General features: G+C 64.5%; 23 protein-coding genes and 2 pseudogenes. 16 read left to right on the top strand and 9 right to left on the bottom strand.

Annotation, left to right across the window (positions count from 1 at the left end; genetic code table 11):
• Positions 1 to 5: 5 nt before the first annotated feature.
• The 8 genes from CIC12_RS25850 (at position 6) to CIC12_RS25815 (ending at position 9,942) form a co-directional block, all read left to right on the top strand.
• A complete protein-coding gene (locus CIC12_RS25850; RefSeq protein WP_168668271.1) occupies positions 6 to 3,224 on the top strand; it encodes an efflux RND transporter permease subunit in 3,219 nt (1,072 codons plus the stop codon).
• A 1-nt stretch (position 3,225) separates the two neighbouring features.
• Positions 3,226 to 4,767, top strand: coding sequence for an efflux transporter outer membrane subunit (locus tag CIC12_RS25845; RefSeq protein WP_168668270.1), 1,542 nt, complete (start codon positions 3,226 to 3,228; stop codon positions 4,765 to 4,767).
• On the top strand, positions 4,764 to 6,056 hold the full coding sequence (locus CIC12_RS25840) for a paraquat-inducible protein A (RefSeq protein WP_168668269.1): 1,293 nt from the start codon (positions 4,764 to 4,766) through the stop codon (positions 6,054 to 6,056). Before CIC12_RS25845 ends, CIC12_RS25840 begins: the two co-directional genes overlap by 4 nt.
• Positions 6,040 to 7,659 carry a PqiB family protein gene (locus tag CIC12_RS25835; RefSeq protein ID WP_168668268.1) on the top strand — a complete coding sequence of 540 codons (1,620 nt, stop codon included), beginning with the start codon at positions 6,040 to 6,042 and terminating at the stop codon, positions 7,657 to 7,659. The genes CIC12_RS25840 and CIC12_RS25835 overlap by 17 nt, the downstream gene beginning before the upstream one ends.
• A complete protein-coding gene (locus CIC12_RS25830) occupies positions 7,656 to 8,252 on the top strand; it encodes a PqiC family protein (RefSeq protein ID WP_168668266.1) in 597 nt (198 codons plus the stop codon). The genes CIC12_RS25835 and CIC12_RS25830 overlap by 4 nt, the downstream gene beginning before the upstream one ends.
• Positions 8,253 to 8,316: 64 nt before the next feature.
• Positions 8,317 to 8,574 carry an RNA recognition motif domain-containing protein gene (locus tag CIC12_RS25825; RefSeq protein WP_121321430.1) on the top strand — a complete coding sequence of 86 codons (258 nt, stop codon included), beginning with the start codon at positions 8,317 to 8,319 and terminating at the stop codon, positions 8,572 to 8,574.
• Positions 8,575 to 8,590: 16 nt separating this feature from the next.
• Positions 8,591 to 9,613 (top strand): hypothetical protein, encoded by a 1,023-nt coding sequence (locus tag CIC12_RS25820; RefSeq protein WP_168668264.1) that lies wholly within the window; start codon positions 8,591 to 8,593, stop codon positions 9,611 to 9,613.
• Positions 9,614 to 9,645: 32 nt separating this feature from the next.
• A complete protein-coding gene (locus CIC12_RS25815; RefSeq protein WP_174772197.1) occupies positions 9,646 to 9,942 on the top strand; it encodes a hypothetical protein in 297 nt (98 codons plus the stop codon).
• A gap of 54 nt (positions 9,943 to 9,996) precedes the next feature.
• Here the strand turns inward: CIC12_RS25815 and ydiK are convergent, their stop codons facing one another.
• The 3 genes and pseudogenes from ydiK to CIC12_RS25800 form a co-directional block, all read right to left on the bottom strand.
• The gene (ydiK, locus tag CIC12_RS25810; RefSeq protein WP_168668262.1) at positions 9,997 to 11,142 is read right to left on the bottom strand and encodes an AI-2E family transporter YdiK; all 1,146 of its coding nucleotides are present in this window, start codon (positions 11,140 to 11,142) and stop codon (positions 9,997 to 9,999) included.
• A gap of 245 nt (positions 11,143 to 11,387) precedes the next feature.
• Positions 11,388 to 11,960: pseudogene (locus CIC12_RS25805) on the bottom strand (hypothetical protein); the annotation flags it as partial.
• A 59-nt stretch (positions 11,961 to 12,019) separates the two neighbouring features.
• Positions 12,020 to 12,445, bottom strand: a complete 426-nt coding sequence (locus CIC12_RS25800; RefSeq protein ID WP_168668261.1) for a glycine zipper family protein — start codon at positions 12,443 to 12,445, stop codon at positions 12,020 to 12,022.
• Between the two features lie 389 nt (positions 12,446 to 12,834).
• On the opposite strand from CIC12_RS25800, the gene CIC12_RS25795 reads away from it, so the two are divergent.
• The 7 genes from CIC12_RS25795 to CIC12_RS25765 all read left to right on the top strand — a co-directional run bounded on the left by CIC12_RS25795 (position 12,835) and on the right by CIC12_RS25765 (position 20,400).
• Positions 12,835 to 14,217 carry a DUF3300 domain-containing protein gene (locus CIC12_RS25795; protein WP_168668260.1) on the top strand — a complete coding sequence of 461 codons (1,383 nt, stop codon included), beginning with the start codon at positions 12,835 to 12,837 and terminating at the stop codon, positions 14,215 to 14,217.
• 10 nt (positions 14,218 to 14,227) lie between these two features.
• Positions 14,228 to 15,187 carry a DUF2950 domain-containing protein gene (locus CIC12_RS25790; RefSeq protein ID WP_168668259.1) on the top strand — a complete coding sequence of 320 codons (960 nt, stop codon included), beginning with the start codon at positions 14,228 to 14,230 and terminating at the stop codon, positions 15,185 to 15,187.
• 258 nt (positions 15,188 to 15,445) lie between these two features.
• Positions 15,446 to 17,212 carry a SulP family inorganic anion transporter gene (locus CIC12_RS25785; protein ID WP_238812889.1) on the top strand — a complete coding sequence of 589 codons (1,767 nt, stop codon included), beginning with the start codon at positions 15,446 to 15,448 and terminating at the stop codon, positions 17,210 to 17,212.
• A gap of 35 nt (positions 17,213 to 17,247) precedes the next feature.
• On the top strand, positions 17,248 to 17,646 hold the full coding sequence (locus CIC12_RS25780) for an RT0821/Lpp0805 family surface protein (protein ID WP_168668257.1): 399 nt from the start codon (positions 17,248 to 17,250) through the stop codon (positions 17,644 to 17,646).
• A gap of 388 nt (positions 17,647 to 18,034) precedes the next feature.
• Complete coding sequence (locus tag CIC12_RS25775) at positions 18,035 to 18,853, top strand: ABC transporter substrate-binding protein (protein ID WP_168668256.1); 819 nt, start codon at positions 18,035 to 18,037, stop codon at positions 18,851 to 18,853.
• 93 nt (positions 18,854 to 18,946) lie between these two features.
• Complete coding sequence (locus CIC12_RS25770; protein WP_168668254.1) at positions 18,947 to 19,705, top strand: amino acid ABC transporter permease; 759 nt, start codon at positions 18,947 to 18,949, stop codon at positions 19,703 to 19,705.
• A complete protein-coding gene (locus tag CIC12_RS25765; RefSeq protein WP_168668253.1) occupies positions 19,702 to 20,400 on the top strand; it encodes an amino acid ABC transporter permease in 699 nt (232 codons plus the stop codon). The genes CIC12_RS25770 and CIC12_RS25765 overlap by 4 nt, the downstream gene beginning before the upstream one ends.
• Positions 20,401 to 20,681: 281 nt before the next feature.
• Here CIC12_RS25765 and CIC12_RS25760 read toward each other — a convergent pair whose 3' ends face one another.
• The 6 genes and pseudogenes from CIC12_RS25760 to CIC12_RS25735 all read right to left on the bottom strand — a co-directional run.
• Complete coding sequence (locus CIC12_RS25760; RefSeq protein ID WP_168668252.1) at positions 20,682 to 22,049, bottom strand: LLM class flavin-dependent oxidoreductase; 1,368 nt, start codon at positions 22,047 to 22,049, stop codon at positions 20,682 to 20,684.
• Between the two features lie 55 nt (positions 22,050 to 22,104).
• Positions 22,105 to 22,968 (bottom strand): ABC transporter ATP-binding protein, encoded by an 864-nt coding sequence (locus CIC12_RS25755; protein ID WP_168668251.1) that lies wholly within the window; start codon positions 22,966 to 22,968, stop codon positions 22,105 to 22,107.
• A 29-nt stretch (positions 22,969 to 22,997) separates the two neighbouring features.
• A complete protein-coding gene (locus CIC12_RS25750) occupies positions 22,998 to 23,882 on the bottom strand; it encodes an ABC transporter permease (protein ID WP_168668250.1) in 885 nt (294 codons plus the stop codon).
• A gap of 34 nt (positions 23,883 to 23,916) precedes the next feature.
• On the bottom strand, positions 23,917 to 24,768 hold the full coding sequence (locus CIC12_RS25745) for an ABC transporter permease (protein WP_168668249.1): 852 nt from the start codon (positions 24,766 to 24,768) through the stop codon (positions 23,917 to 23,919).
• 12 nt (positions 24,769 to 24,780) lie between these two features.
• A complete protein-coding gene (locus CIC12_RS25740; RefSeq protein WP_168668247.1) occupies positions 24,781 to 25,848 on the bottom strand; it encodes an ABC transporter substrate-binding protein in 1,068 nt (355 codons plus the stop codon).
• Between the two features lie 80 nt (positions 25,849 to 25,928).
• Positions 25,929 to 26,060: pseudogene (locus CIC12_RS25735) on the bottom strand (co-chaperone GroES); the annotation flags it as partial.
• A 272-nt stretch (positions 26,061 to 26,332) separates the two neighbouring features.
• On the opposite strand from CIC12_RS25735, the gene CIC12_RS25730 reads away from it, so the two are divergent.
• Entirely contained in the window at positions 26,333 to 26,575 is a 243-nt protein-coding gene (locus CIC12_RS25730) for a hypothetical protein (RefSeq protein WP_168668191.1), read from the top strand.
• The last annotated feature ends 71 nt before the right edge of the window (positions 26,576 to 26,646 follow it).

Genomic DNA, 26,646 nt, shown 5'->3' with positions numbered 1-26,646 from the left:
CCGACATGAGCATCTCGCACTACTGTATCGATCGTCCGATTTTCGCGTCGGTCATTTCGATCGTCATCACGCTAGGTGGTGCGTTGGCGATGTTCTCGTTGCCGGTCGCGCAATATCCGGACATCACTCCGCCGCAGATCACCATCTCCGCGACCTATCCAGGCGCCAATGCGGAGGTCGTGGCGAACAACGTCGCCGCGCCGATCGAGCAACAGGTCAACGGCGCGGACAACATGATCTACATGAACTCGTCGAGTTCATCCACCGGCAACCTGACCATCAACGCGTACTTCGAGATCGGCACGAACCCGGAACTGGCTCAGGTCGATGTGCAGAACCGCGTGAACCTCGCGCTGCCGCAACTGCCGCAGTCGGTCCAGGCGCAGGGCATTCAGGTGCAGAAGAAGTCGTCCGCTTTCATGATGGTGATCGCGGTCTATTCGCCGACGGACCGGTACGATTCGGTCTACATCGCGAACTTCACCAACATCTACGTACTCGATGCGATCAAGCGCGTTCCGGGTGCGAACCAGTCCAGCATTTTCGGCAATCCGGACTACGCGATGCGGATCTGGCTGAAACCCGACCGGATGGCGCAACTGGGCGTAACGGCCGCCGACGTGCAGCGGGTGGTCGCCAATCAGAACCAGCAGTTCGCGGTGGGCAGCATCGGGCAGTCGCCGACGGGAAAATCCGTCGAACAGTCATTCGCCGTCACGACGACCGGCCGTCTCGCCGAGCCGTCCGAGTTCGAAAACATCATCGTGCGCGCCGCGAGCGGCGGGGCGGCGATCGTGCGGATCAAGGACATCGGGCGGGCCGAACTGGGGCAAAAGGATTACTCCATTCGCAGCCGGTTCCAGGGCAAGCCCGCGACCGTCCTCGCCGTTTATCAGCAGCCGGGCGCCAATGCACTCGACGTCTCGAAGAAGGTTCGCGCGACGCTGGCGGAGTTGAACAAGTCGTTTCCGGAAGGGCTGACCTATGAAATCGCCATGGATACGACCGAGTTCACCCGGGCCTCGATCTCCGACGTGATTCACACCTTCTTCGAAGCGCTGGTGCTCGTCGTCATCGTCGTGTTCGTGTTCCTGCAAAGCCTGCGCGCGACGCTGATCCCGATCGTCGCCGTGCCGGTCTCGATTGTCGGCACCTGCATGTTCATGCTGCTGCTGGGTTTCTCGATCAACATGCTGACCCTGTTCGGGATGGTGCTCGCGATCGGGATCGTCGTGGACGATGCGATCGTCGTGATCGAGAACGTCGAACGAAACATGACGGTGTACAAGCTCAATCCAAAAGACGCCGCCAAAAAGGCGATGGACGAGGTGGCGGGACCGGTCGTCGCGATCGTGCTGGTGCTGTGCGCGGTGTTCGTGCCGGTGGCGTTCCTCGGCGGCATCACGGGGCAAATGTACAAGCAGTTCGCCATTACGATTGCGATCTCGGTCGTGCTGTCCGGCATCGTGGCGCTGACCTTGTCACCCGCGCTCGCCGCGTTGCTGCTGAAGAGCACCCATCACGAGAAAAAGGGCTTTTTCCGCTGGTTCGACAGGCAGTTCGCCCGGATGACCGCGGGCTACTCGCGCGCGGTCAAGCTGGTGATCAAGCGGTTCATTTTCGGGCTGCTGTTTTTCGTGGGCATGATCGTCCTCGCGGTACTCATGGTCCGCTCGATTCCGTCGGCGTTCCTGCCGCCGGAGGACCAGGGCTATCTGCTCGGCGCGGTGATCATGCCCGACGCGGCGAGCCTCGACCGGACCGGAGAGGTCTCGCAGAAGGTGACCGACTACTTCATGAAACAGGAGGCGGTCGGAAGTATCACGGTGGTCGATGGGTTCAGCCTGCTCGATAGCCAGAACAAGAACAATTCGAGCACGTTCTTTGTCGGCCTGAAAAGTTTCGAGGATCGTTACACGTCGGCGAACATCAGGACGCAGAACGCGCGCACGGTGCTGCTCGACGCGTACCGCCACTTCGCGGACGTGAAGGAAGGCGTGGTGTTCCCCGTCAACCCACCGTCGATTCCGGGGCTCGGCACGACCGGCGGCACCGAAATGTGGATTCAGAGCACGGGCGATGCGAGCATCGCGCAGCTCGCGGAGGTGACGCAACAGTTCGTGCAGAAAGCGCGGCAGCGTCCGGAGCTGACCGGCGTGACCATGACGTTCAACGCGTCGTCGCGGCAATTGCTGGTCGAGGTAGACCGCGATAAGTCCGAAACGCTCGGCGTGCCGGTCGAAGACGCGTATAGCACGATGCAGACGATGTTCGGCTCGCTGTACGTGTCGCAGTTCAACCGTTCGAGCCGGCTCTGGCAGGTGATCCTGCAGGCCGAACCGTCGTCCCGGTTGACGCCCGCCGACCTCGATCAGATCTACGTGCGCAGCAAGTCCGGCACGATGCTGCCGGTCACCTCTGTGGCGACCTACCGGTTCGTCGTCGGACCTGATCTGGTCACGCGCTTCAACAACTTCCCGGCGATCAAGATCACGGCGAACGCCGCACCCGGATTCAGCTCCGGGCAGGTGATCTCGACGCTCGAGGAACTGGCGGCGCAGATGCCGCCCGGCTACAGCGTGGCCTGGAGCGGAGAGGCCTTCGAGGAACGGCAATCGGGCGGCACGTCGGGGCTCGTGTTCGTGTTCGGCCTCGTGATGGTGTTCCTTATCCTCGCCGCGCAGTACGAGAAATGGAGCTTGCCGGTCGGCGTGCTGATGGCGGTTCCATTCGCGCTTTTCGGCGCATTGCTCGCCGTTCTGCTACGCGGCCTGAGCAACGACGTTTATTTCCAGATCGGGCTGACGATGCTGGTGGCGCTCGCCGCCAAGAACGCGATCCTGATCTTCGAATTCGCAGTGTTGAACCGGGAAACCGGCGCGTCCGTGATCGATGCCACCATGACGGCCGCGGAAGAGCGCTTGCGTCCGATCGTGATGACGTCCCTCGCGTTCATTCTCGGCTGCGTGCCGCTCGCCATCGCGACGGGCGCGTCGGCCAACAGCCGCCATTCGATCGGCACCGGGGTGATCGGCGGGATGATCGGCGCGACGGCCATCGCCGTGTTCTTCATTCCGATGTTCTATTACCTGCTCGAAACGATGTCGTCGCGCTCGCGCGGCGGCAAACCGACGCCGGACAAGGGCGCGGCCGGAGCGGGACCAGGCGCGACAGCGGCGGAGCGCGGCTTGCCGCCGCAAGCGCCGTCGCAAGAGAGCAACTGACATGGACGGGACGCTTCTCGCGCGTTTGTCGGCTTGCGCCGCGCTGCTTGCGCTGAGCGGGTGTCTGCTCGGCCCCGACTATGCACGTCCCAAGGTGGACGTGCCTGCAGCGTATCGGTTCGCGCAGGGTGAGGCCGCCGAGATTGCCAACGTCGCGTGGTGGGAGCAGTTTCAGGACCCCGTGCTCGACCAGTTGATCGCCACCGCGCTGCAGGAGAACCGCGACGTCAAGATGGCCGCGGCCCGGGTCGACGAGTTTCGCGGCCAGTTCGTGACGACGCGCTCCGGGCTCTTTCCGCAGATCAGCGCGGGCGCGGATGCGTCGCGCCAGCGTGCGTCGACGGCGGCCGGCATACCGATTCCGAACGGTATCAGCCCCATCTATAACCAGTTCGACGCAACGGTCTCGGTCGCGTGGGAAATCGATCTTTTCGGCAAGGTCCGCCGGCAGACCGAGGCGGCCCGCGCCAACCTGCTGGCGAGCGAGGAGGGCCGCCGGGCCACCATTCTGACGCTGGTCGGTTCAGTCGCCTCCGCGTACATCAACCTGCGCAATCTCGACCGGCAACTCGAGATCGCGAAGGAAACCGTGGAAAGCCGCGACGAGTCGGTGCGGGTCTTCACGTTGCGCTTCAAGGGCGGCGAGGTGTCGCAAATGGAACTGGCGCAAAGCCAGTCCGAGTACGAGGCGGCACGAGCCACCATTCCGCAGATCGAGATGCAGATCGGCCAGCAGGAAAACGCGCTTTCCGTGCTGATCGGCAAAAATCCGGGCGCGATTCTGCGCGGTCGCGAACTGTCGACGTTGGGCACGCCGCAGATTCCGGACGGATTGCCCTCCGACCTGCTCGAACGTCGTCCGGATCTGCTGCAGGCCGAGCAGGCCCTGGTGTCGGAAAACGCGCTGATCGGCGCGGCCAAGGCGCTTTACTTCCCGTCCATCTCGCTGACGGGAATGTTCGGCACGGTCAGCTCGCAGTTCTCGAATCTCTTTACCGGGCCGGCGCGGGTGTGGTCGTTTGCCGGCAGCGTGGCACAGCCGATCTTTACAGCGGGCAATATCTCGGGCCAGGTGCACCAGGCCGAGGCACGTCAGCAGGAAGCGCTGTTCGCGTACGAGAAGTCGATCCAGGTGGCGTTCCAGGAAGTCGAGGACGCGCTCATCTCCGTGCAGAAGACACATGAGCAACTGGCCGTGGTGGGCAAGCAGGTCGAGGCGTTGCACACCTACGCGCGGCTCGCGAGTCTGCGTTACGAAGGCGGTTATACGAGCTACATCGAAGTGCTCGACGCCGAGCGTAGCCTGTTCAACGCACAGCTGAACTACACGCAGACGCAGGGCGCCGAGCTGACGTCGTTCGTCAACCTCTATAAGGCGATGGGCGGCGGCTGGGTTCTCGCCGCGGAAAAGCTGGCCTATCCGCAGGCCGCATCGGCCGCGTCGCCCGATAGCGCGCCGGCAGCCCCTACGGCCCCGGAGGCGCCCGTCGCGCGCGGCGTGGCGCCGGCGCGCGACCCGCCGGTCGCTCTGGAGGCGAGATGAGCGAGACGACCCAGCGGGACCTCCTTGCCTGCGAGGAGTGCGACCTGCTTCAGCTCGGAGCGCCGCTCACACCTGGCAGCGCGTTGCGTTGCCGCCGTTGTCGCGCCGAGCTCGGCAGGGGACGCACGAACGGCCCCGAATATGCGCTCGCCTTTACTGTTGCGTCCGCCGTGCTGCTCGTCATTTCGAACGTTTTTCCGATCGTCGGTCTGTCGATCAACGGCAATCTCGTTCAGACGACGTTGGCCGGCTCGGTTCGCATGCTTTACACGCACGGCACCTGGCCGCTCGCGGTGCTGGTTCTCATGACGACGATCGTGATGCCGGTGTTGCAGACACTGGCGATGCTGTGGCTGCTCGTGCCCTTGCATTTCGGGCGCGTGCCGTGGCGCGCGGTCGAAGGCTTCCGGCTGTTTCAACTGTCGCGGCCGTGGGGCATGACCGAGGTGCTGATCCTCGGTCTGCTGGTCGCGCTCGTCAAGCTCGCGCACATCGCGAAGGTCGTGCCGGGCACGGCGTTATGGTCGTTCGTCGTGCTGATGCTGTTGCTCGCCGCGGCATCAGCGGCATTCGATCCGCACGAGATATGGTCGCGCATCAGCGCCGGCAAAAACGGCAACGGCGCGTGGCGACCGCCGCTTCCGAAGCTGCGGCGCAGCGCGGTGACGGCATCCGCGCATGGGCTCGTGCTGTGCGAGGAGTGCGGACTCCTGTTGCGGGATCCGGCGCGCTCGGGCGTGCACGCGTGTCCACGCTGCAAAGCGCATTTGCATCGGCGCAAGCCCGCGAGTCTGTCGCGCACGTGGGCGTTTCTGACCGCCGCCATGGTGCTGTATATCCCCGCCAACGTGCTGCCGGTGATGAACACGAGTTCGCTCTTCGGCGCGCAGAAAGACACGATCATGAGCGGCGTGGTCTATCTGTGGATCTCCGGGTCATGGCCGCTCGCCGTGCTCGTGTTCGTCGCGAGCATCGTGGTGCCGATGCTCAAGATTCTGGGCCTCGCGTATCTCGCGGTGTCGACGCAGCTTCATTCGCAATGGCTTCCCGTGCAGCGCACCCGGATCTATCGCACGATCGAACTGGTCGGGCGCTGGTCCATGCTCGATATCTATGTGATCACGATGCTCGTCGCGCTGGTGCAATTCCACGCGCTGGCGACGATCGAGGCGGGCCCGGCCTCGATCGCGTTCGGGGCGGTCGTCGTGCTGACACTGCTGGCGTCGATGGCTTTCGACCCACGTCTCATCTGGGATGCAGCGGAGAGCGGTCATGTCCGGGTCAAATGACGAGTCCGATGTTCCTGAGCTGCCCGCGGCCGAGCCGGTTCCGCGCTCGCGCTGGCGTATGCAGCTGGTGTGGCTCGTGCCGATCGTGGCGGTGCTGATCGGCGCATGGCTGGCCACCAAGGCGATACTGGAGCGCGGCGAGCAGATTTCCATCAGCTTCAAGACCGGCGAGGGGCTTGAGGCCGGCAAGACGAAACTCAAGTTCAAGGACGTGGACATCGGCGTGGTCGAGGCCGTGAACCTGTCGGCGGATCACAGGAACGTGGTGGCGAAGGCGGAGGTCGCGCGCGACGTGGCGAGTCTGATGGTCGAGAACACGCGGTTCTGGGTGGTGCGCCCGCGTATTTCGGGCGGTACGGTCTCCGGGCTCGGCACGCTGCTTTCGGGATCGTATATCGACGTCGACGTCGGCAATGCGACGAAGGCGCGGCGCAGTTTCGTCGGGCTCGAAGAGCCGCCTGTGTTCGCGAGCGACGTGCCGGGGCGCGAATTCACATTGAAGGGCACGGGGCTCGGCTCGCTCGATGTAGGCACGCCCGTGTATTTCCGCCGACTTCGCGTGGGTCAGATTGCCTCCTACCAGTTGGACCCGGACGGTCGCGGCGTCACGCTGAAGGTGTTCGTCAATGCGCCTTACGACCGCTTCGTGAAAACCGACACGCGCTTCTGGCACGCAAGCGGGGTCGACATGGCGGTCGATACCAACGGTGTGCGGATCGAAACCCAGTCGATCGTTTCCATCATCATCGGCGGCGTGGCTTTCGAGTCGCCGCCGGGATCGCAGGAAGAGGCCGACGCCCCGGCCAACACTCAGTTCGAACTGTACGTCACGCGTGCCGACGCGATGAGACAGCACGATCGGATCGTCGATAAATACGTCGTAAATTTCATCGACTCGGTGCGCGGTTTGACGGTTGGCGCGCCGGTCGATTTCCGCGGCGTCGTGATCGGCGAAGTGACGGCCATCTATACACGCTTCGACCCGGCGCACAATCGCTTCAGCATTCCCGTCGAAATACAGATCTATCCGGAGCGCTTTACGTCACGCTACCAGGGCGGCCACACCGGGGGGCGCATCAGCGACGACCCGCGCGGGGTCGCGAACTATCTGATCGCACACGGCTTCCGGTTCCAGCTCAGAAGCGGCAATCCCCTGACCGGCCAGTTATACGTCGCGCTGGATCATTTCCCGGACGCGCCCAAGGCGACGATAGACTGGAGCAAGACGCCGCCGGAATTGCCCGCGATACCGCGCACGCTTCAGTCGCTGCAGGACTCCGTCACGCGCCTGCTGGCCAAGCTCAACACTATTCCGTTCGAGGCGATCGGCAACGACACGCGCACGATGCTGCGCTCGACCAACACGATGATCTCCCAGCTCAATAGCGAAGTCGTGCCGAAGGCCCGTGACACACTCGCGTCCGCGCAATCCACCCTTGATTCCGCGAATAGCGCGCTGCAACCGGATTCGTCGCTACAGCAATCGACAGAAGAGGCGATGCACGAGTTGACCCGCACCGCCGCCACGCTGCGTACGCTGGCCGACTATCTGTCGCGACATCCGGAAGCGCTCGTGCGCGGCAAGTCGGAGGACAAACCATGAGGTGCGCGCCGGCATGTTTCCCATGTCTGTTAATTGCGCTCGTCGTCGGCGGGCTCGGCGGATGCAAGTCGCCCTCGGCCAGTTTCTACACGCTGAGCCCCGACCGGTCGCTCGCCAGCTCGGGCGCGACCCGCCCGATCGCCGTGGTGATCGGTCCTGTCACGATACCGGACATTGTGGATCGTCCGCAGATCGTGACCCGGCTCGGCGATAATGAGGTCGAAGTCAACGAATTCGCCCGCTGGGCGCAACCGTTGAGCGGCGACATCGGCCGCGTGATTGCCGCCGACCTGGCCGTGCTGCTGAATTCTCCGCAGGTGTCGGTGTACGACACGACGCACGATCCGCTGGGCGTCTGGCATGTGCGCGTCGACGTCATGCGCTTCGACTCCGCGCCGGGGCGGGACGTGACCGTCGACGTGCTGTGGTCCGTGCGCCCGCCTGCGAAAGGCCGCACCGTTTCGGGACGCTCCGTTGCGCGCGAGCCGGTGTCCGGTCCGGGCTTCGAACCGATGGTGGCCGCGCACGATCGCGCGCTGGCGTCGGTCAGCCGCGATATCGCGGCGGCGCTGCAAGCGAGTCCGGTTCAGTGACGCGGCTTGCGTCGACATCGTGCTGCGGCGCCGAGTGCAAGGTAACAGTCGAGGAGCAACCATCATGGCGGAACTGATGCTTGGCAACGTGGAGGAAAGTGTCTCCGATGAAGAAATCGGCGAATTCCTGGTACGGTACGGATTTCCTCAATTCAGTACGATCCGACGTATTCCAGGCGCGGGCTCCCGGCCCGCCGCGCTGGTGATTTTCGACGACGTCACGGCGGACGGGCTGCGCAACCTGCAGCCGCGCGTTCACAACCTGTTCTGGAAGGGCCGCACGATCACGGCGCTGCTGCTTCCTGAGCGCGACGAATCCTAGACCGTGGGGGCCGGGCATGGGTCTGCTGTCGTGGTGGTCGGGTAGGCGCCGCGCGTCTGACGCAGGCGATTCTCAAGAGACGAAGCAGATCGTCGAACGGATCGTCAGGCTCTATCCGCAGTTGCGCCTCGCGCCCGATTACGAGGCGCATATGGCGCTCGCCGTGCAGCGCACGCTCGGCTATCTGCGCGGCCTCGTCGCGCAGGTGCCGGCGGCGCGCGAGGCCAGCGCGGCGGCATGGGCGACGGACCCGCACATGCATGCGTTCTTTGCTACCCCTGAGGACGTCGCTGCGGTTTTCAGCCACGCCGAGCCGGTACGCCAGTGCTTCAATGATCATCCCGCGGCGGCCGAGGTCTTCGCCGTGCTCGGGATGGCCTTCAACGAACGGCACACGCTCGGCGCCGCACAATATGGCGCCACGACGCGCACCGACGTTGCCCAGACAACCGTCAACTTCAGCGACCACCAGGTGCGCGTGTGTGCCGTGTCGGAGGCGACGCTGCGACAGGAAATCATTTTGCGGGTCGTCGATCAGCTCGCGCTCGAAGGGCTCGGCGCGATCGAGTCGGACACGCTGCAGCGCGATTCGCTGGAGCACGAACGGGCGCTGCTGAAGACGCGCCTGAAGATCCTCGAACGTCAGGGGACAGGGGTACGCTCGCTGACGGGGGGCGAGGCATCGTGCAGCTTCGCGGAAGTGACGCGGCTGCAGATGCAAATCGACGAGAACGATCGGGCACTGGCGAATCTGGGCCTGAAAACCGAGGCGCTGGAGCGTGCGCTGGAAATGGTGTGCAACGTACTCTCGGCGCCGCAGACGTACGTGTACGTGCAGCAGAAAACGTTTCTGCTGGACCGTATGAACGTCGTCGTCAAAGACGGCGACGCCCGCGCGGCGCACGAAGTAGAATTCCAGATGGCACACCTGCCGGCGACTCCCCATGCGATGCGCGCCTTTTCGATGGTGCGCTTCAAACGCGGCGATCTTCTGCCCGCGCGAGACATGCTGAAGGAAGCCGGGCGCCTGCTGATTTGACACAAGGCGTTCGCACCCGTGGAGGACGCGTCGTGAGCATCGTCGTCAGCGATCATGCATCAGGCTCGACGTTCATTCGAATCGGCCGTCCGTTATTCCGTCGCGACGACACCCTATGTTTTTCCGCCTACGGGTTCGGTTGGGGATATCGCGCTTTTGCGCTGGACGCCGGCGTCGCTCACGAGGTGCTCGGAAGCGTGGATCCGTCGCCCAGGCAGATCCTGCTGGCGTTCGGTATGGGACACGCGAGAATTCGCGCTGCAGTGTGCCGGGCCGCACGGCCACGGCACGGCGAGCGCACCCGGCTCACCGTAGATGATTTTCCGTGAGCTGGTCACGATCGCCGATGTCACTGTGCAGGTCCCGCCGCGCGCGCTTTCGCGTCAATCGCTTCTTTTGGGGGCGATGCCAGCCTGATTGTCCTGCGCCGCGACCCGGTTCGGCTGATCGATCCACGCCAGCAGCAGATGGTAGGTAACGGCGAGAATGACCGGGCCGATGAACAGGCCGACGGCGCCGATGGCGATCAGCCCGCCCAGCACACCCGAGAGAATGAGCACCAGCGGCAGCGCCACGGCCCGGCGAATGAGGATCGGCCGCAGGACGTTGTCGAGCCCCGACACGCAGACCGTCCAGACTAACAGCACGATTGCCGTCAGCTGGGAATCATGCATGAACAGCCAGATTACGCAGCCCAGCATCGGCAGCAGCGGACCGAGCTGTACGAAGCACATCACGAGCATCAACGCGCTCAACACACCCGCGAATGGAATGCCCGCCAGCCAGATTCCGGCGGCGCCGAGCGAGGCCTGGACGAGCGCCGTGACCACTACGCCGAGTGCGATCGCGCGGATCGACTGGCCCGTGAGGTGCACGATGTTGGCGCCGTTTTCCGGCGCGACGCGCAGCGCCAATGCGGTCACGAGGCCGACCGTGGCCTCGCCTTTGCCGTAGAGCAGGCCGCACACGATGAGCATCAGTATCAGGTGCACGGCAAACGCGCCCACCAGACCCATCTGAACCAGCAGCCATTTCGCGACGATGGCGGCGTACGGCTCCACTTTGGCGAGGATGCCCCCCGGTCCCGCATCGGACAGGCGTTGCCACTCCTGCGTGAGGCGGTCGGTCAGCGGCACGCTGGAGAGCCAGCGAGGGGGCGAGGGCAGCGCATAGTTGGGCAGGTCTTCGACGAACTTCATGATCTCGGTCGAATGATCGGCAAGCGTCGACACGGCCGCGTAGGTCGGGATGCAGATCACCACGATCTCCAGCAACAGCATCACGGCGACGGCGAGGCCGCGTCGGCCGCCTAGCCGCTGCTGGATCGCGAGCATGAGCGGCCAGGTCGTGACGACGATCGTGCCGCCCCAGATCAACGCGGGCACGAACGGATGCACGATGTAGAGGCTGCCGCCGACAAGCAGGACAAGCGCACTGACCGCCAGCACGATCCGGGCTAGATCGACGGTGGGTCGAACGGGCTGGTGCGGTGGCGGCGATTGCGGGGCGGGTTGGGCGACGTCATCCATCGTCTGTGCGGATCCAGAGGAACGGTGCAAGAAACTCATGTGCAAAGGTCTCGCCGACAGGGCCGGCCCGAGCGCTCGCCGTGTGTGCGGCACGGCACGATCGAGCGCAACCGCCGACGACAAGCCGGGCAAGCGGCACCCATCGGCACCAATAGGCACCCATCGGCACGCGAGCGACGCACGTTGCGGCGAGGACGATGATGGGCCGGCGTTCGCCCTACGCCGCCTGCGCGGCTATTTAGCCTGGGTTCGACGGAAATGGCCACGGCTTCGGTGTAGAGCACCTCCATCTGATCGCCTTTCTTGATCAACTTGAGCTGGGCGGGGTCCTGCACGACCAGATCGACCGAATTGCCTTGCGGACCCTTCGACGTGACGACGCCGCTCTGATGGTTGACGGCGGTGACATTGGCCATGATCGTGACTTCCCGGCTGGCCGTGCCGCCGGGTTTGGCGCCCATCGGCGTGCGCTCCATGCCCTGATTTTCACTGGCGCCTAAAGGCGCGCCACCCTTCTTGAGCGTGATGGTCATAGCCTCCGAATACTCCGCGTTGACGACGTCGCCGACCTTCAACTGGTCGAAGTTGCGGGCTTCCTCACTGGCCACGACCTGGACGACTTTGCCCTGGGCGTTCTTCAGCCACACGGTTCGCGTGGCCGGCTCGATACCCACCACAGTCGACGTCGTCTTCACCGTGCCTGTCACGGTGACCTGGCCGGGCGCGCTCTTGACGCCCATCTTCGGCTCCGTCTGCGCGAAACCGGCAGTCGCTAAAGACACGAGCGCCGCCGCGACGATGAATATGCTGCTTCTCATGCTGTTCTCCTTGAACGCCTGCGTGCGCGCCGTCTCGCGGCCAGACTGCCCGCCGTGCTTCATCTGATCGTGTAGCCGCGGCCTTCCATACACGCGGCATAGGCGCGATTGAAGGTGTCCATGGCACCCTGCGTCTGGGATTGGGACGATGCCGCAGCCGCGCGCCGGTTCTGGCGCGCCCGCGATCCGCCGACCATCGTTCCGGTCGCCGCGCCGATCGCCGCGCCCTTGCCCGCGTCGCCCGCGATCGCGCCGATCACTGCGCCGCCCGCTGCGCCACGCGCGGCGCCCTGAACGCGCTCACCACCGCCCACGGCGGGGCCGGAAGGCGGGGGCGGGGCATAGGCCATCCCGGCCGGGTCCACGCCGGTATTGCTTTTTGCCCACGAATAACATGCGCCGTCATCCTGCTGCTGCTTTTGCGGGCTTTGCCCCTTGGCGGGGTACGCAATGGGTTTGCCCTGCGCCATGCCGTCGAGCGTCATCGACCCTGCTAGAGCGGCGACCAGGCAGTACTTTGTCAATGTAGTCACGATGACTCCTTGCGTGAGCTCACGCGAATGTAGATCGCCGGTTGCCGGTTCGCGCGAACATGAACGCGAACGTGACGGGATAACCGGCGCCGATCATTGCGGCCCAGTCAGAGTCGGGCGCGAGGCGGTGTGCCTGCAGCAATGGCAGGATCGCTCTCATCATTGCGTCGCACGCATGCGGCGCGCAATCGGACCAAGGTCGTATTTGCATGGTGGGACGTTCGCGGTCCAAACTGCAATCTGTGCACGACTGGGTGAGCGTCCCGTTTCCATTGTTTCGGATAACTGTCTTTTGAAGATTGCTGTGCGCGTCGAATGGCGAAGCGTGAGGGGAAGCATCAATGGACCGCATTACGCGTGCTTTTGAACGGATCATCCCGTTTGCGAGGGCGGTATGGGCGGCTGGCCGCTGGCGGCGCGCGGCGAGCCCTCACGTTTCGACGCGCGCCCGGGTAGCGAACCATGCGTTGAGTGCCGCGATGCTGGCGGTTTGCGCCACGTTTTGCGCGACATCCTCGATAGCGCAGGCACCGGCCGCGGACGGCGGCGCACCCGCGGCGATTCCCGCCGCGACCCTCGACACACTCGTGGGCCCCATTGCGTTGTATCCGGACGACCTCATCGCCATCATTCTCCCCGCGGCGACTTACCCGGTGGAGATCGTGCAGGCGGATCGCTTCCTCGAGCAGAGGAAGAGCGACAAGGCGCTCAAGGTCAACGAAAGCTGGCACGACCCGGTCAAGGCGCTGCTGAATTACCCGGAAGTCGTCAAGAAAATGAGCGCCGATCTCGACTGGACGATCGGTCTCGGCGAAGCCGTCGTCACCGATCAGGGCGCGGTGCTCGAGGCGGTTCAGCGTTTCCGGCGTCAAACGCAGTCTGCGGGTCAGCTCAAGTCCGACGACAAGCAGGTCGTGGTGGTCGAAAAAGAGGTGATCAAGATCGTCCCGGCCGATCCGCAGGTGATTTACGTGCCGCAATACAACCCGACGACCGTCGTGGTCAGCGGTGCGCCACCGTCCTATGGATACCTGCCTGCTCCGTATCCGGTCTACTACTATCCCTACGCGCCGGGGGCGGCGCTCGCGACGGGGCTGGTCTGGGGCGCGGCGATGGCGGCGGTCTGGCACGGCGGCCACTATGAAGCGCATTACGGAGGCGGCGGCAATAACAACATCAACATCAACCGGGAACGGAATGTCGAACGAGGCAACATCAATACGGGCGACGTCAACCGCTCGCGATCGGAGACAGGGCAATCGTCCGCATGGCGATCCGACAAGAAGCCCGGCCAGGTGAGCGGCACGACAGGCCGCTCCGCCAGCACGCCGCGAGTCGGCGATCCCCCGGCCCGCGGCAGCGCGGGAGGCGGCAATGCGGCGGCCGGTGGGCGGGACCTGGCGGCTCAGCGCCCCGCTACGCCAGCGACACGGGAAGCGGGTGAGCGGGAGTCGTCCACACGTGAAGCCGGTGCGCGGAACTCGGGCGCGCGGGCCTCGCAAACGCCCCGGGGCGACGCGTTAAGCGGCTACGGTTCGGCGCGTGACGCCCGGGCGAATAGTTCGAGAGGCGCGGCGAGCCGTCAGTCGATCTCCCAATCGCCCGCACGAACCGCCCCCGCTGCGGCGCATTCCGGCGGCGGATTTGCGGGTGGTGGCGGGCGCGGCGGCGGTGGCGGATTTTCAGGCCGTGGTGGTGGCGGTCGCGGTGGTGGACGGCGCTAGGGGGATGACCATGACTGCCCATAGCATGACTGGCAAGACCGCACGCGCCGACTGGCGGCGGCGCCTCGCCGCGCGGTGTGGGTTGTGCGCCGTGATCGTCGCGCTGTCGATTCCGTTGAGCGCGCTCGCCGCGGCGCAACGAACTTTTGCCACACCGGAGGCGGCGGTGGCGGCGCTGTCCGCAGCGCTGAAGGCTCGCGACGAGGCGGCGCTGGTCGCTATTTTCGGCGAGGCGCACAAGAACCTCGTCGTGTCGCCGGATCAGGCGGAGAACGCCGCGAACTGGGCCAAGGCGAGCGCGGATCTCGACGCCTTTCACGTGCTGCAGGACGCCGGACCCGACCGCCGGATTCTGCTCGTCGGCGACGAAGCCTGGCCGATGCCGATTCCCGTCGTGAAGGAAAATGGCGACTGGCGTTTCGCCACCGAACAGGGCGAAGAAGAAATCACGAACCGCCGTATCGGCGCGAACGAGCGCGAAGCGATCGCAGTGCTGCGCGCCTATCTCGACGCGCAGCGCGAATACGCATCGCGTGATCGAAACAACGATGGATTGCTCGAATATGCGCAGAAGCTGGCCAGTACGCCCGGCAAGCAGGATGGCCTCTACTGGCGCACCGATGAGGGCAGCGACGCAGAGGCCAGCCCCTTCGGGCCGCTGATCGCCGCCAGTTCGGCGTATCTGAAAGGGCACAAGGCAGGCGACGCTTATCGCGGCTATCACTTCCGCATCCTCACGAGGCAAGCCAAGAGCGCCCCGGGCGGGGCCTTTAGCTATGTCATCAACGGGCACATGATCGCCGGCTTCGCGATGGTTGCGTACCCGGCCCGATATGGCACGAGCGGTGTCATGACTTTCGTGGTCAACAACAACGGCGTGATCTACCAGAAGAATCGCGGCGAGCATGCGGCGCCTGTCACGGTGTTCGACCCGGACGATACATGGCAGCGCGTCAAGGAGCCATTCTGAGTCGGTCAGGAACGTGCGAGGGATGCGCTTCGAACGCGCGATGAATCTGCGTTGAGCGCGCTTTGAAGCGGGCGCCGGGGCGGCGCGCGCATGCATGCGCGAAAGCACCTAGGACCAAGGTCCGATGTGGATTGCGCCGCCCACCGGCTACGCTTGGGAAACGGAACGGGCGGCCCGGGGCATTGTCATGCCCTCGATTACATGACGGAAGTACGCCCGTCTTTCCGTCGAGTCGGCTTCTACACGCGAGGCGCTACGTTGACCAGGGAATCCAGCGTCACCGGTCCGGTAACGGCCGATCCGCCCGCACGCGGGTGGCGCCATGCGTTTCCTCCCGCGCAGTGGCTGCGCAGCTACCAGCCCCGATGGCTCGCGCACGACGCGATAGCCGGTGTGACGCTCGCGGCCTATGGCATTCCGGTATCGCTCGCCTACGCATCGCTGGCCGGCTTGCCGCCGCAGTACGGCATCTACGGATATCTGGTTGGTGGACTCTTCTACGCGCTGTTCGGCTCGTCGCGCCAACTGGCGATCGGCCCGACTTCGGCGATCTCGATGCTGGTCGGCGTGACGGTCGCAGGGATGGCCGGCGGCGATCCGGTGCGCTGGGCTTCGATCGCGGCGCTCACGGCCGTGCTGATCGCCGGCATGTGTCTGGTCGCCTGGCTGCTGCGCCTGAGTTCGCTGGTGAATTTCATCAGCGAGACGATTCTGCTCGGCTTCAAGGCGGGGGCGGCGCTCACCATCGCAATGACGCAACTGCCCAAGCTGTTCGGCGTGAAGGGCGGCGGCGAGTCGTTCTTCGAGCGGATCGCCGTGCTTGGCGGCCAGCTTTCGCAGACCAACCTGACCGTGCTCGCCTTTGGGCTCGTGTGCGTGGCGCTGCCGGTGCTGGGCGAGAAATTCCTGCCGGGGCGCCCGGTTGCGCTGGTCGTCGTCGCGGCTTCGATCGTCGTCTTGTCCATCACGCCGCTGGCGGGCGCTGGATTCAAGGTGGTGGGCGCGCTGCCGCAAGGCTTGCCCGAGTTCCACCTGCCGGGCTTGCGCTTGCGCGATGTCGATGGCGTGATCCCGCTCGCTTTTGCGTGTCTGCTGCTGGCGTATGTCGAGAGCGTCTCGGCAGCGCGCGCGCTCGCCCAGAAAAATGGCTACGAGATCGACGCCCGCCAGGAACTGCTCGGTCTGGGCGCGGCGAATCTGGCCGCGGGACTGTTCCAGGCGTACCCGGTCGCAGGCGGACTCTCACAATCGTCGGTCAACGACAAGGCCGGGGCGAAGACGCCGCTTGCACTCGTATTCGCGTCGATTGCCATCGGATTCTGTCTGATGTTCCTGACCGGGCTGCTGGCCAATCTGCCCAACGTCGTGCTGGCGGCCATTGTGCTGGTGGCCGTGAAGGGGCTTGTCGATCTCGGTGAATTGCGCCATGTCTGGCGTGTCAGCCGCTTCGAGTTCGCAATCTCCATGGTCGCGTTTGCGGCGGTGCTGATGTTGGGAATCCTGAACGGCGTGATCGTCGCCGTGCTGGTGTCGATGTTGCTGATCATCCGGCGCGCCGCGCACCCGCATGTGGCGGTGCTCGGGCGCATCCCCGGCACGCGCGTTTTCTCGGACCTTCAGCGGCACGCCGAGAACGAGGCGATTGCGCATGTGCTGCCGGTGCGCGTCGAGGCGTCGCTGCTTTACTTCAATGTCGAGCACGTGCGCGAGACGATCTGGCGGCAGATTCGCGCGGCGCCCGAGCCGGTCCGCCTGGTGATCTGCGACCTGTCCGCGTCGCCGGTTGTCGACCTCGCGGGGGCGCGGATGCTCAAGGCGTTGCACGACGCGCTCCAGGCGTCCGGCAGGGTCATGAAAGTGGTGGCCGCCCACGCGGAGGTGCGGGACATCCTGCGCGCCGAAGGGCTCGAAGAGCGCTTTGGCCATATCGGCCGACGCAGTTCGGTGGCGGACCTCGTCGACGAGTTCGAGGCGACACGCAACACTGCCGATGACCCCGATGCGGCACCCAGGGCTACGACGTAGCGTGCGGCCGCAGCAGCTATTAACGGAGATGACCTATGCCAGCCCGATTTCGTATGGCCGTACGCCGGTTCCCGCAGTGGATCGCGGCTGCCGCGCTGCTGGCCGGCGCGAGCTTCAGCCATGCCGCGAACCTGAATTTTTTGAAGGACACGCCCGTCAGCTACATGAAGGATGCCGACCGTAAGGCGCTTAACGATGCGGCGCAAATTGCGCTCGAAACAAAGAAGGATGACGAATCGTTGGCGTGGAGCAATGCCGGCACCGGCAACTCCGTTTCGATCACCGGCACGATTACGCCGCACGGCACGACGAAGGAGGGGGATAAAACCTGCCGCACCGCAACGCTCGTCGCGATGGCCAAAGGCCAGACCCAAAGCTGGACGCCGACCGTCTGCAAACAGGGCAACGGACCCTGGAAGATCCTCAAGCAATGAGCGACGGGTCTCGGCGAGCTGCCCGCGTCTGTGGGACCCAGGTCGTGTGTCGGTCGCGGGGAAAAGAATCATGGCAAGAACGCAGAGAGACCGGGTCGGGAGGTGCGACATCTCCGGATGAAAGTCGGCGGCTACGATTCATCGACAACACACTACAAGAACGCATTGAAGCGCCTGATCCGCAGCCGCAAGCGCGCTGCACGAAGAGGTCGGCATCTCGTTCGAGGAGCGACAACCGTGACGTCGCCGTTTATGACGGCGACGACTTAGCACCTGACAAATCGTTGGTTCGGTTCGACATGGCGCGCTGCTACAGTCTGCGCCAAGGGCACGGGGCTGCCCGAAACAATACAAAAGCATTGAACCGATAACACCACGGGATTCGCATATGAAAATCTGGACTCGCGGCGCCGCCGTCCTCGGGCTGCTGCTGACCGTGTCGGGCGTCGCGCATGCCGATCGACTCGACGACATCAAAAAAGCCGGCGTATTACGTGTTGCGACCTTCGACAGCAATCCTCCCTTTGGCTTCGTCGACCCGAAGACGAATCAGGTCGTCGGCCTCGACGTCGACTACGCACGCGCCGTCGCAGCGAAGCTCGGCGTCAAACTGGAGATTCAGACCACCAATCCCGCCAACCGGATTGCCTTTCTGAAGTCGAACAAGGTCGATCTGGTCTTCGCGAACTTCACGATCACCGAGGAGCGCAAAAAGGAAATCGATTTCAGCACGCCATATTTCGCGTCGGGCACGCAGTTCATCGCGAAGAAGGGCGTGTTGAAAGCGCCGCAGCAACTGGGCAGCTTGCGGATCGGCGCGGACAAGGGCACGACGAACGAACAGCAGGTCCGCGCGCAGTTCCCCGCGGCTACCATCGTCGCCTATGACGACACGCCGTTCGCATTCGCCGCGCTGCGTGCGGGCAACGTGCAGGCGATCACGCAGGACGGCCCGAAGCTGGTCGCCTTGCTCGCCAACGTGCCCGACAAGGAAAAATACGAGATCCCGCCGTTCACGATTTCGAACGACTATGAAGGTGTCGGCGTGCCGAAGAACGAGTCGCGGTTGCTCGGCGTCGTCAACGAAACGCTGACGGGGCTCGAGGCAAACGGCAACGCCGCGAAGATCTACGACCAGTGGTTCGGTCCGGCCAGCAAGGCGCCGCTGCCGCGTCTGTTCAAGATTGGCGATCCCCAGAAGAGCTGAGGCTTGTCAAGCTCGCTGACCGGCCTGCAGTCCATGTGACGGCAGGCCGGTTTGTTTTGTTTGCGCAACTGCACTAGCTTCAGGATGGTGACGATGAACGCGTGGCTCGAACCTCGCTATGTGGCGTGGATATGGCATGGTTTCGCGATGACGCTGACGCTGTCGGTCTTCGTGATCATTGGCGCGACGCTGCTGGGTTTTGCGCTGGCGCTCGCGCGCAGCGCCTCCCATGCCGCGTGGCGCCGTGCGGCAGCCGGCTACGTGCTGGTATTCCGTAACTCGCCGCTGCTCGTGCAATTGCTCTTCTGGTATTTCGGCGCGGCTGTGCTGTTGCCCGAGGGCTTGATGAACTGGCTCAACACGGCGCACGTGGTCGTAGTGGGGCCGCTCGCGCTCAGTTGGCCGACGTTCGAATTCGTCGCGGGCTGGTTCGGCCTCACGTGCTATACGACAACCTTCATCGGCGAGGAATTCCGTGCGGGGATGCGCGGCGTGCGCGATGGGCAGTATCAGGCGGCCGCCGCACTTGGTCTGAGGCGCTTCGCGACCTTCCGCCATGTGATCCTGCCGCAAGCGGTGCGGATCGCGACGCCGCCGCTTGCGGGCCAATACATGAATGTCATCAAGAACTCGTCGCTGACGATGGCGATCGGTCTCGCCGAACTGTCGTACTCGTCGCGCCAGGTCGAGACGGAGACGCTCAGGACGTTCCAGTCGTTCGGCATGGCGACGGTGCTTTACATTGCGGCGATCGCCGCAATCGAAGTCGCATTGCTGATCTGGCAGCGCCGCGGCGCGTATGGTCCGTCCGGCGCGAACGGCTTGCGGATTTCGCGTGGCGGCCGGTCATGAGCACTGCGGACTGGCTGCCGGTCTTGCGATATCTGTTGACCGGCGCGTTTCCTGACGGGCCGCTCGGCGGGGTGGCGCTGACCGTGGCGTTGACGCTGAGCTCGGCCGTGCTCTCGGCGCTGCTCGGCGTCGCGGGGGGCGTCGCGCTGGTCATGACGCGGGGTGCACTGCATGTGCTGCTGCTCGCCGTCGTCGGTTTCTTTCGCGCGATTCCGGTGCTGATGCTGATCTTCTGGACGTTCTTCCTCATGCCGGTGCTGCTGCATATCGATGTCCCGGGACTGGCGACCGTGGTCTGCGCACTGGCGCTGATCGGCGGCGCGTATCTGTCGCATTCGGTTCAGGCGGGCATCGTCGCGGTGGGGGAGGGCCAATGGCAGGCGGCGCTGTCGCTCGGCATGACGCGCGGCGAAGCGCTGCGCCACGTGCTGCTGCCTCAGGCGATTCGCACGATGACGCCGTCGTTCGTCAACCAGTGGGTCTCGTTGATCAAGGACACGTCGCTGGCGTATATCGTCGGCGTGCCGGAGTTCACGTTTCTCGCGAATCAGGTGAACAGCCGGTTGATGGTCTATCCGGCGCAGATCTTTCTATTCGTCGCTCTGGTGTATCTCGTGTTGTGCGGCGCTTTTCAGTGGGGTGTCACGCGTCTGCTGGCTCGCGCATGGGGTGTGAGTTCCGAGGTGCGTCGCTAAGCGCCGGCAAGGCGATAGTTGGTGTCGTGTCTGGTGCTGGCACGTGATGCAAGGGCATTGAAGACGGCGCGCATTTCAGGCGTCCGCGCGTACAGGGTTGCGGGCCATGACAGCGAAGCACCGGTCAGCCCGCTGTCGCTCGGATCGCCGCCGACGAACATCTCGCTCCACGCAATCCCAGCCATCGAGCGCCGCAACCGCTGCTGATAGTCGGCCTGGCGGGTGTCGCCGTAGCCGCCGCGCTACGTCTGGAGGCAGGACGGACGCCGAGCCAACGCGCTCTAGCGCGCCGGCACCGCTTGCCGTTCCTTTGCCGCCAGAACATGGCGATTCACCGGTCGCGGCAGTCCGAGATTTTCACGCAGCGTGCGTCCTTCGTAGTCGGTTCGGAACAGCCCGCGCCGCTGCAATTCCGGCACGACCAGATCGGCGAATTCGCTCAGCCCGCCAGGCAGCCACGGCGACATGATATTGAAGCCGTCCGCGCCTTCCTCCTCGAACCACTGCTGCAACTGATCCGCGATACTCTGCGGCGTGCCGATCACCTGCTGATGTCCTCGCGCGCCTGCGATGCGCAGATACAGGTCGCGAATCGTCAGATTCTCGCGCCGCGCGAGATCGAGCAGCAGACGTTGCCGGCTCTTGCCGCCGTTGGTTTCCGGAAGCTCGGGGAACGGTCCGTCCAGAGGGTAGTGCGACAGGTCGACGCCCCCCGCCATGTTGGTGAGCAACGACAAACCCACGGTCGGATGAATCAGATCCTGCAGCGCGTCGAATTTCGCGCGCGCTTCCTCTTCGGTCCGGCCGATGACCGGAAAAATGCCCGGCATGATCTTCAGGTGCTCCGGCTGGCGGCCATAACGCGCGAGCCGGCGCTTGATGTCGCGATAGAACGTCTGCGCTTCCTCCAGCGTTTGATGTGCGACGAAGATGACTTCGGCGGTCTGCGCGGCAAGTTCCTTACCGGCCTCCGACGCGCCCGCCTGCACCACGACCGGCCAGCCCTGCGGCGAGCGCGCGACGTTCAGCGGCCCACGCACCTGGAAATGCTTGCCGCGATGATTGAGCACGTGCAGCTTGTCCTGATCGAAGTACACGCCGCTTTCCTTGTCGCGCAGGAACGCGTCGTCTTCCCAGCTATCCCAGAGTCCCGCGACCACGTCGTAGAACTCTTTCGCGCGCTCATAGCGTTCGCTGTGCTCCGGATGTCGCTCGAAGCTGAAGTTCAGCGCCTCGGATTCCGTGCTCGACGTCACGAGATTCCAGCCCGAGCGGCCGCCGCTCAGATGATCGAGCGACGCAAACTTGCGCGCCAGGTTGTAGGGCTCGTTGAACGTGGTGGACACTGTCGCGATCAGCCCGATGTTCTGCGTGACGACCGATAGCGCCGATAGCAGCGTCAACGGTTCGAAGTGATCGGCGCGCGCGGTGCGCGATAGCGAGGGCAGGTTGGTATCACGCACGCTGACGCTGTCGGCGAAGAAGACCGCGTCGAATTTCGCGCGCTCCGCGATTTGCGCGAGTTGGGCGTAGTGCTGGAAGTCGAGTCCGCCGCTCGCGTGCGTGTCGGGGTGCCGCCATGCGGCGATATGGTGACCGGTCTCCATCAGAAAGGCACCTAGCCTGATCTGCCGTTTGCTCTCACTCATCGTTTGCTCCGCGGAATGTCGCTGTTTTTACGCCGGTTCATGGTTTTGCGCCGCGTCACCACGCGAGACGCCATTCGGTAATCGGTGGATGTACGACCGGCGCGGACGGCGAGCCGTCGTGTCCATCGTGCGAGCCAGGCGACTCGTGACGCGCCTCGTCTCGCTCGCCGAAGTCGGCCACGATCTCGTCGCGCAGGCGGATATAGCGCACGTCGGCGCGATCGCGCGGGCGGGGCAGCGCGACGTCGACGATCCGTTTGATACGGCCGGGGCGCGGCGCCATCGTCACGACGCGATCGCCGAGATACACCGCCTCGTCCACGTCATGCGTGACGAGGATCATCGTGATGCGCTCCTGTTCCCAGATGCGCTGCAATTCGTTTTGCAGGCGGCCGCGGGTGAGTGCGTCGAGCGCGCCGAACGGCTCGTCGAGCAACAGCACGCGCGGGCGGTTGACCAGCCCGCGTGCAATCGCCACGCGCTGCGCCATGCCGCCCGACAACTGATTCGGATACGCATTTTCGAAGCCCGCGAGCCCGACGAGGGCGATGTGTTCGGCGACAGCATCGCGTTTCTGTTTCGCCGTGAGCGGCGCGTTGCGCAGTGCCGCCAGAATGTTCTGTGATGCGGTGAGCCACGGGAACAGCCGGTGGTCCTGAAACACGATGCCGCGTTGCAAGGAGGTGTCACGCACCTGTTCGCCGGCGACAAGGATCTCGCCGCTATAGTCGGTGTCGAGCCCCGCGATCAGCCTCAGCAGAGTGGATTTGCCGCAGCCGCTCGCGCCGAGCACACTGACGAATTCGCCGGGGCGCACGCGCAAAGTGATGTCGTCGAGCACATCGAGCGCCGTGTCTTGCTGGATATAGCGCTTGCGCACATGACGAATGTCGAGTCCTTCCGATGTCGCGAGGGTCATGAGAACGATCCTGTGAAAGTGGGCGTGAGCTACGACGCGCGCGCCGGTCGGCGCGCGAAAATGGCCCGTTCGATCGCGCGAGCCAACGCATTGAGGGCCCAGCCGGTCAAGCCCACCACGATGATGCCGAACAGCACCAGGTCCATGCGGAACTGCTCGCTGCCATCGATCAGCAGATTGCCGATGCCGCTGCCCGAGACCAGCAGATATTCCGCGCCGAGCGTGGCGAGCCACGAATAGATCAGCGCGAGGTAGATGCCGGTGAAGATCGACGGCAGCGCCGCGGGCAAAATCACGTGCGTGATCAGTTGCAGGCGCGAATAGCGGAACGCGCGCGCCACTTCGATGTAGCTGCGCGGCACCGCATGAATGCCGTCGCAGGTGTGCGCGGTCACCGGCAGCAGCGCGGCCAGCGACAGGAACACCACCTTGGCCGCATCGCCGAGGCCGAACCACACGGAGATTAGCGGTATCCACGCGAACAGCGAGATCTGCTTGAACGTGTCGAAGCTCGGTCCGACCATCCGGCGTGCAATCCGCGAAAAACCGAGCAGGCTGCCGAGCAGCAGACCGCCCACTGTGCCGATGACGAAGCCGCTCGCCTCGCGTGCGAGCGATGCCGAGAGTGCGCGCAACAATGCGCCGCTCACGGTTTGGTGCCAGCCGGTTTGCAGGACCGCGAGCGGGCTCACGAGCAAGCCGCTCTTCACGAGATGCAACGCCGATATGACGGCCCAGATCGCGATGGCGAGAACCGGCAGCACCGCGCCACGCCATACGCCACCGTGCCGCGCGACGGCGGTTGCGACTTTGCTGGGTAGCGGCGGCACTGCGCAACTGCAGGGCGGCGGGCCTTTGCGCCTGGCGCGGCGTGCCGTAGCGATGCGGGAGGGGAGTATCGACAGAAGACTCATCAGGGTTCCTTTGCGCCTTGGCGTCGCGGCCGCTTCACTCGCGGAATGCGGACGGCCGTCCGCGCCGCAGACGCGCTTCGAGAGAGTCGAGCAGGCGGTTCACGGCAAAGCCGATTGCGCCGACCACGACGACCGCCGCCATCACCAGATCGAGCTGAAACAGTTGCCGCCCATACACGATCAGATAGCCGAGCCCTTCGGATGACGCGACCAGTTCGACGACGACCAGCGCAAGCCAGGCCTTCGTGAAGGCGAGCCGCACACCGGTCGCGAGCGTCGGCACGGCCGCGGGCAACACCACGTGGACGATCCGCTGCCACGGGCTATAGCCGTACCCACGCGCCACTTCTTCCAGCTCGTGAGGCGACTGGCGAAAACCCTGCAAGGTGCTGAGCGTGACGGGCACCAGTGCCGCGTGGGCGATCAGGATGTACTTGAGCGGCTCGCCGACGCCGACGAGCAGCAGCAGAAACGGCAGCCACCCAAGCACGGGAATCTGCACGAGCGCGTTGAAGCCGGGCAACACGTAGGCTTCCAGCGTGCGCGACAGACCGAGCGCCGCGCCGATCCCAAGACCCGCCACCGTGCCGATGCCGAAGCCGACCAGCACCCGCTGCAGGCTGATCAGCGTATGACGCGCGAGGTCGCCGCTCTGCGCGAGTTCCATGAAGGTCTCGTAGACACGCGAGGGCGGCGGCAGAATCTGCGGGGCGATCCAGCCGCGCTCGCAGCCGATGGTCCAGAGCGCGAGCAGCACGGCCGGCAGCAGCCACGGTGCGAGACGCGAGGCCTGGTGACGCAGCCGTTCGCCGATGCTGCGCCGCTTGCGCTGACCGTGCGCATCGTCGGCGGTGGGTGTCGCGAGGGGGATCGCTGTGTCGCTCATCGTCGGGCTCCGTTAGCTGAGCGGCTTGCCGGCCGCGTCGTAGCGGGTCCAGTAGCGATCGAGCTTTTGCGTACGCAACGCATTGTCGAGATAGCGTGGCTCGAACCAGTTGTCGACTTCGACCGGCTGGCGGATCAGCTTCAACCGGAGCGCGTCCTGAGCGACCGCCTTGTAGCGCGCGACGATGAACGCGTCGATCAGCGGCGTGTTGCGGTCCTTCAGCGGCTGGTGCGCGAACTCGGCCTGCCAGGATGCGTAGCTCACGCCGCTTTGCGACCATAGCTTGAAGAGCGCGTCGCGGTTGGCTTCATCGGACGACCACTGCGCGCCCTTGACGAACGCGTTGACTACGCGCTGTACGAGGTCGGGATGGGCGTGCTCGAAATCGTCGAGCACGAGCAGATGCGATTGCCGCGTAAATTGCGGCCCATCGGTCTGCGATTCGTAGACGATCTTGGCCAGCCCCTGGTCGCGCAGCTTATAGACGTGGTAATCGTTGACCGAGGCATCGATTCCTCGCGACGCCAGCGCCGCGAGCGAGCTTGCCGCATCGAGATTGATCACCCGCAAGTCGCGCTCGTCGAGCTGGTTCGCCGCGAGTACGTTGTCGGCGACGAGTTGCAGATTGGTGCCGCGAAAGAGGGCAACGCGGCGCCCCTTGAGGTCCTTGATCGTGTGGATGTCCGAGTCCGGCGGCACGGCGATCTTGATGCCGACGCGAACACCTGATTCGAGCAGGATGTGTGTCTTCAGGCCGTTCGCCCGTCCGAGCACCGAAGGCAGGTCGCCCTGAAACGCGAAGTCGAGCGACTTGTCGGCGATCGCTTCGTTGACCGCCGGGCCGGCGCCTTTGAAGAAGAGCCATTGCACCTTGATGCCGTCCGCCGCGAATTCCTTTTCGAGCAGCTGCTGCAGTTGCACGGTCGCGGCAGGCGAGCCGCCGAACGTGGGCGGATCGCCCGCGCCTTGCTGGGCGACGCCGATGCGGATGACGGACGGCTTGTCGGCATACGCGTGCAGCGTCGCGGCAGCGAGGGCGGTGAAGACAGCGAGGGACTTCAGTAGCTTGAAATAGCGCATGTTTTCCGTGGTGAACGAGGTCGACCGGTGCATTCACACGAGGGAGTGCGCCGGTGCAGGCAGGAAGGTCAGAAGTCGAAGCCGGTGGCGATCGGTTCGCCGGAACAGGTTTTTTCCACGGCGCTTTCTGAAAGGACGATCCACGGTGCTGTTTTGGTTTCCTGATCAAATCCTTTGAAGATCGGACGGTCGTGCAGCGGGCGTAGGCTCATGAGTTGAAGTCGATGGTGAATTCGCCGGTTCTCGGAGATCGGGCACTCGTCGCAGTGCAGTGCTGACCGGAATCGAGTATAGGAACGTGCCGCGGCGCACTCCAATAACGAATCCTCGGATCGTTATCGGCGTTTGTTCTTTACGCGACCGCTATCGCGTTTTCCGGCTATCCGCCCGTTTCGCGAAAACCATTCCACAAAAGCTTGTTTGTGATTCGCGCGCCTGCTGGCTAGATTGGTTTGCAGCGTATCGAATCGACGGAGCATGCATCATGGCCAGTTCGGCGGCAGCTATCTGGGATGGATTCCGGCACCCGCGCACTTTTCTGCGGGATTGGGTCGGACACTCGTCGGCGGCGCGCTTGCGTTCGTACGAGGCGAGTGTGGCATCGGCGCGGGCATGCTATTCGCCCGAGCGGCTTGAACGCATCGCGGCGTATGCGCGCTGCGGCTACTTTCACATGGAGTACACGGCCGGCATGTTCGTGGTGCCGCTCGACATTCCGCCCGAATGACGGTCTGATTTCGACACGTCATTGTCGGCGCGGCATTTCCTACGATTCGTTTCCGCGATTCGTTATTTCCC

Origin of the sequence: Paraburkholderia sp. SG-MS1 (genome assembly GCF_012275575.1) — a bacterium.
Taxonomy (GTDB): domain Bacteria; phylum Pseudomonadota; class Gammaproteobacteria; order Burkholderiales; family Burkholderiaceae; genus Paraburkholderia.
This window is presented reverse-complemented; position numbering and strand designations above follow the sequence as displayed.

Excerpts from the sequence above, each read along its gene's own strand:
- CIC12_RS25850 (WP_168668271.1), top strand. The coding sequence starts at position 6 with ATGAGCATCTCGCACTACTGTATCGATCGTCCGATTTTCGCGTCGGTC.
- CIC12_RS25845 (WP_168668270.1), top strand. The coding sequence starts at position 3,226 with ATGGACGGGACGCTTCTCGCGCGTTTGTCGGCTTGCGCCGCGCTGCTT.
- CIC12_RS25840 (WP_168668269.1), top strand. The coding sequence starts at position 4,764 with ATGAGCGAGACGACCCAGCGGGACCTCCTTGCCTGCGAGGAGTGCGAC.
- CIC12_RS25835 (WP_168668268.1), top strand. The coding sequence starts at position 6,040 with ATGTCCGGGTCAAATGACGAGTCCGATGTTCCTGAGCTGCCCGCGGCC.
- CIC12_RS25830 (WP_168668266.1), top strand. The coding sequence starts at position 7,656 with ATGAGGTGCGCGCCGGCATGTTTCCCATGTCTGTTAATTGCGCTCGTC.
- CIC12_RS25825 (WP_121321430.1), top strand. The coding sequence starts at position 8,317 with ATGGCGGAACTGATGCTTGGCAACGTGGAGGAAAGTGTCTCCGATGAA.
- CIC12_RS25820 (WP_168668264.1), top strand. The coding sequence starts at position 8,591 with ATGGGTCTGCTGTCGTGGTGGTCGGGTAGGCGCCGCGCGTCTGACGCA.
- ydiK (WP_168668262.1), bottom strand. The coding sequence starts at position 11,142 with ATGGATGACGTCGCCCAACCCGCCCCGCAATCGCCGCCACCGCACCAG.
- CIC12_RS25800 (WP_168668261.1), bottom strand. The coding sequence starts at position 12,445 with ATGACGCTCGACGGCATGGCGCAGGGCAAACCCATTGCGTACCCCGCC.
- CIC12_RS25795 (WP_168668260.1), top strand. The coding sequence starts at position 12,835 with ATGGACCGCATTACGCGTGCTTTTGAACGGATCATCCCGTTTGCGAGG.
- CIC12_RS25790 (WP_168668259.1), top strand. The coding sequence starts at position 14,228 with ATGACTGCCCATAGCATGACTGGCAAGACCGCACGCGCCGACTGGCGG.
- CIC12_RS25780 (WP_168668257.1), top strand. The coding sequence starts at position 17,248 with ATGCCAGCCCGATTTCGTATGGCCGTACGCCGGTTCCCGCAGTGGATC.
- CIC12_RS25775 (WP_168668256.1), top strand. The coding sequence starts at position 18,035 with ATGAAAATCTGGACTCGCGGCGCCGCCGTCCTCGGGCTGCTGCTGACC.
- CIC12_RS25770 (WP_168668254.1), top strand. The coding sequence starts at position 18,947 with ATGAACGCGTGGCTCGAACCTCGCTATGTGGCGTGGATATGGCATGGT.
- CIC12_RS25765 (WP_168668253.1), top strand. The coding sequence starts at position 19,702 with ATGAGCACTGCGGACTGGCTGCCGGTCTTGCGATATCTGTTGACCGGC.
- CIC12_RS25760 (WP_168668252.1), bottom strand. The coding sequence starts at position 22,049 with ATGAGTGAGAGCAAACGGCAGATCAGGCTAGGTGCCTTTCTGATGGAG.
- CIC12_RS25755 (WP_168668251.1), bottom strand. The coding sequence starts at position 22,968 with ATGACCCTCGCGACATCGGAAGGACTCGACATTCGTCATGTGCGCAAG.
- CIC12_RS25750 (WP_168668250.1), bottom strand. The coding sequence starts at position 23,882 with ATGAGTCTTCTGTCGATACTCCCCTCCCGCATCGCTACGGCACGCCGC.
- CIC12_RS25745 (WP_168668249.1), bottom strand. The coding sequence starts at position 24,768 with ATGAGCGACACAGCGATCCCCCTCGCGACACCCACCGCCGACGATGCG.
- CIC12_RS25740 (WP_168668247.1), bottom strand. The coding sequence starts at position 25,848 with ATGCGCTATTTCAAGCTACTGAAGTCCCTCGCTGTCTTCACCGCCCTC.
- CIC12_RS25730 (WP_168668191.1), top strand. The coding sequence starts at position 26,333 with ATGGCCAGTTCGGCGGCAGCTATCTGGGATGGATTCCGGCACCCGCGC.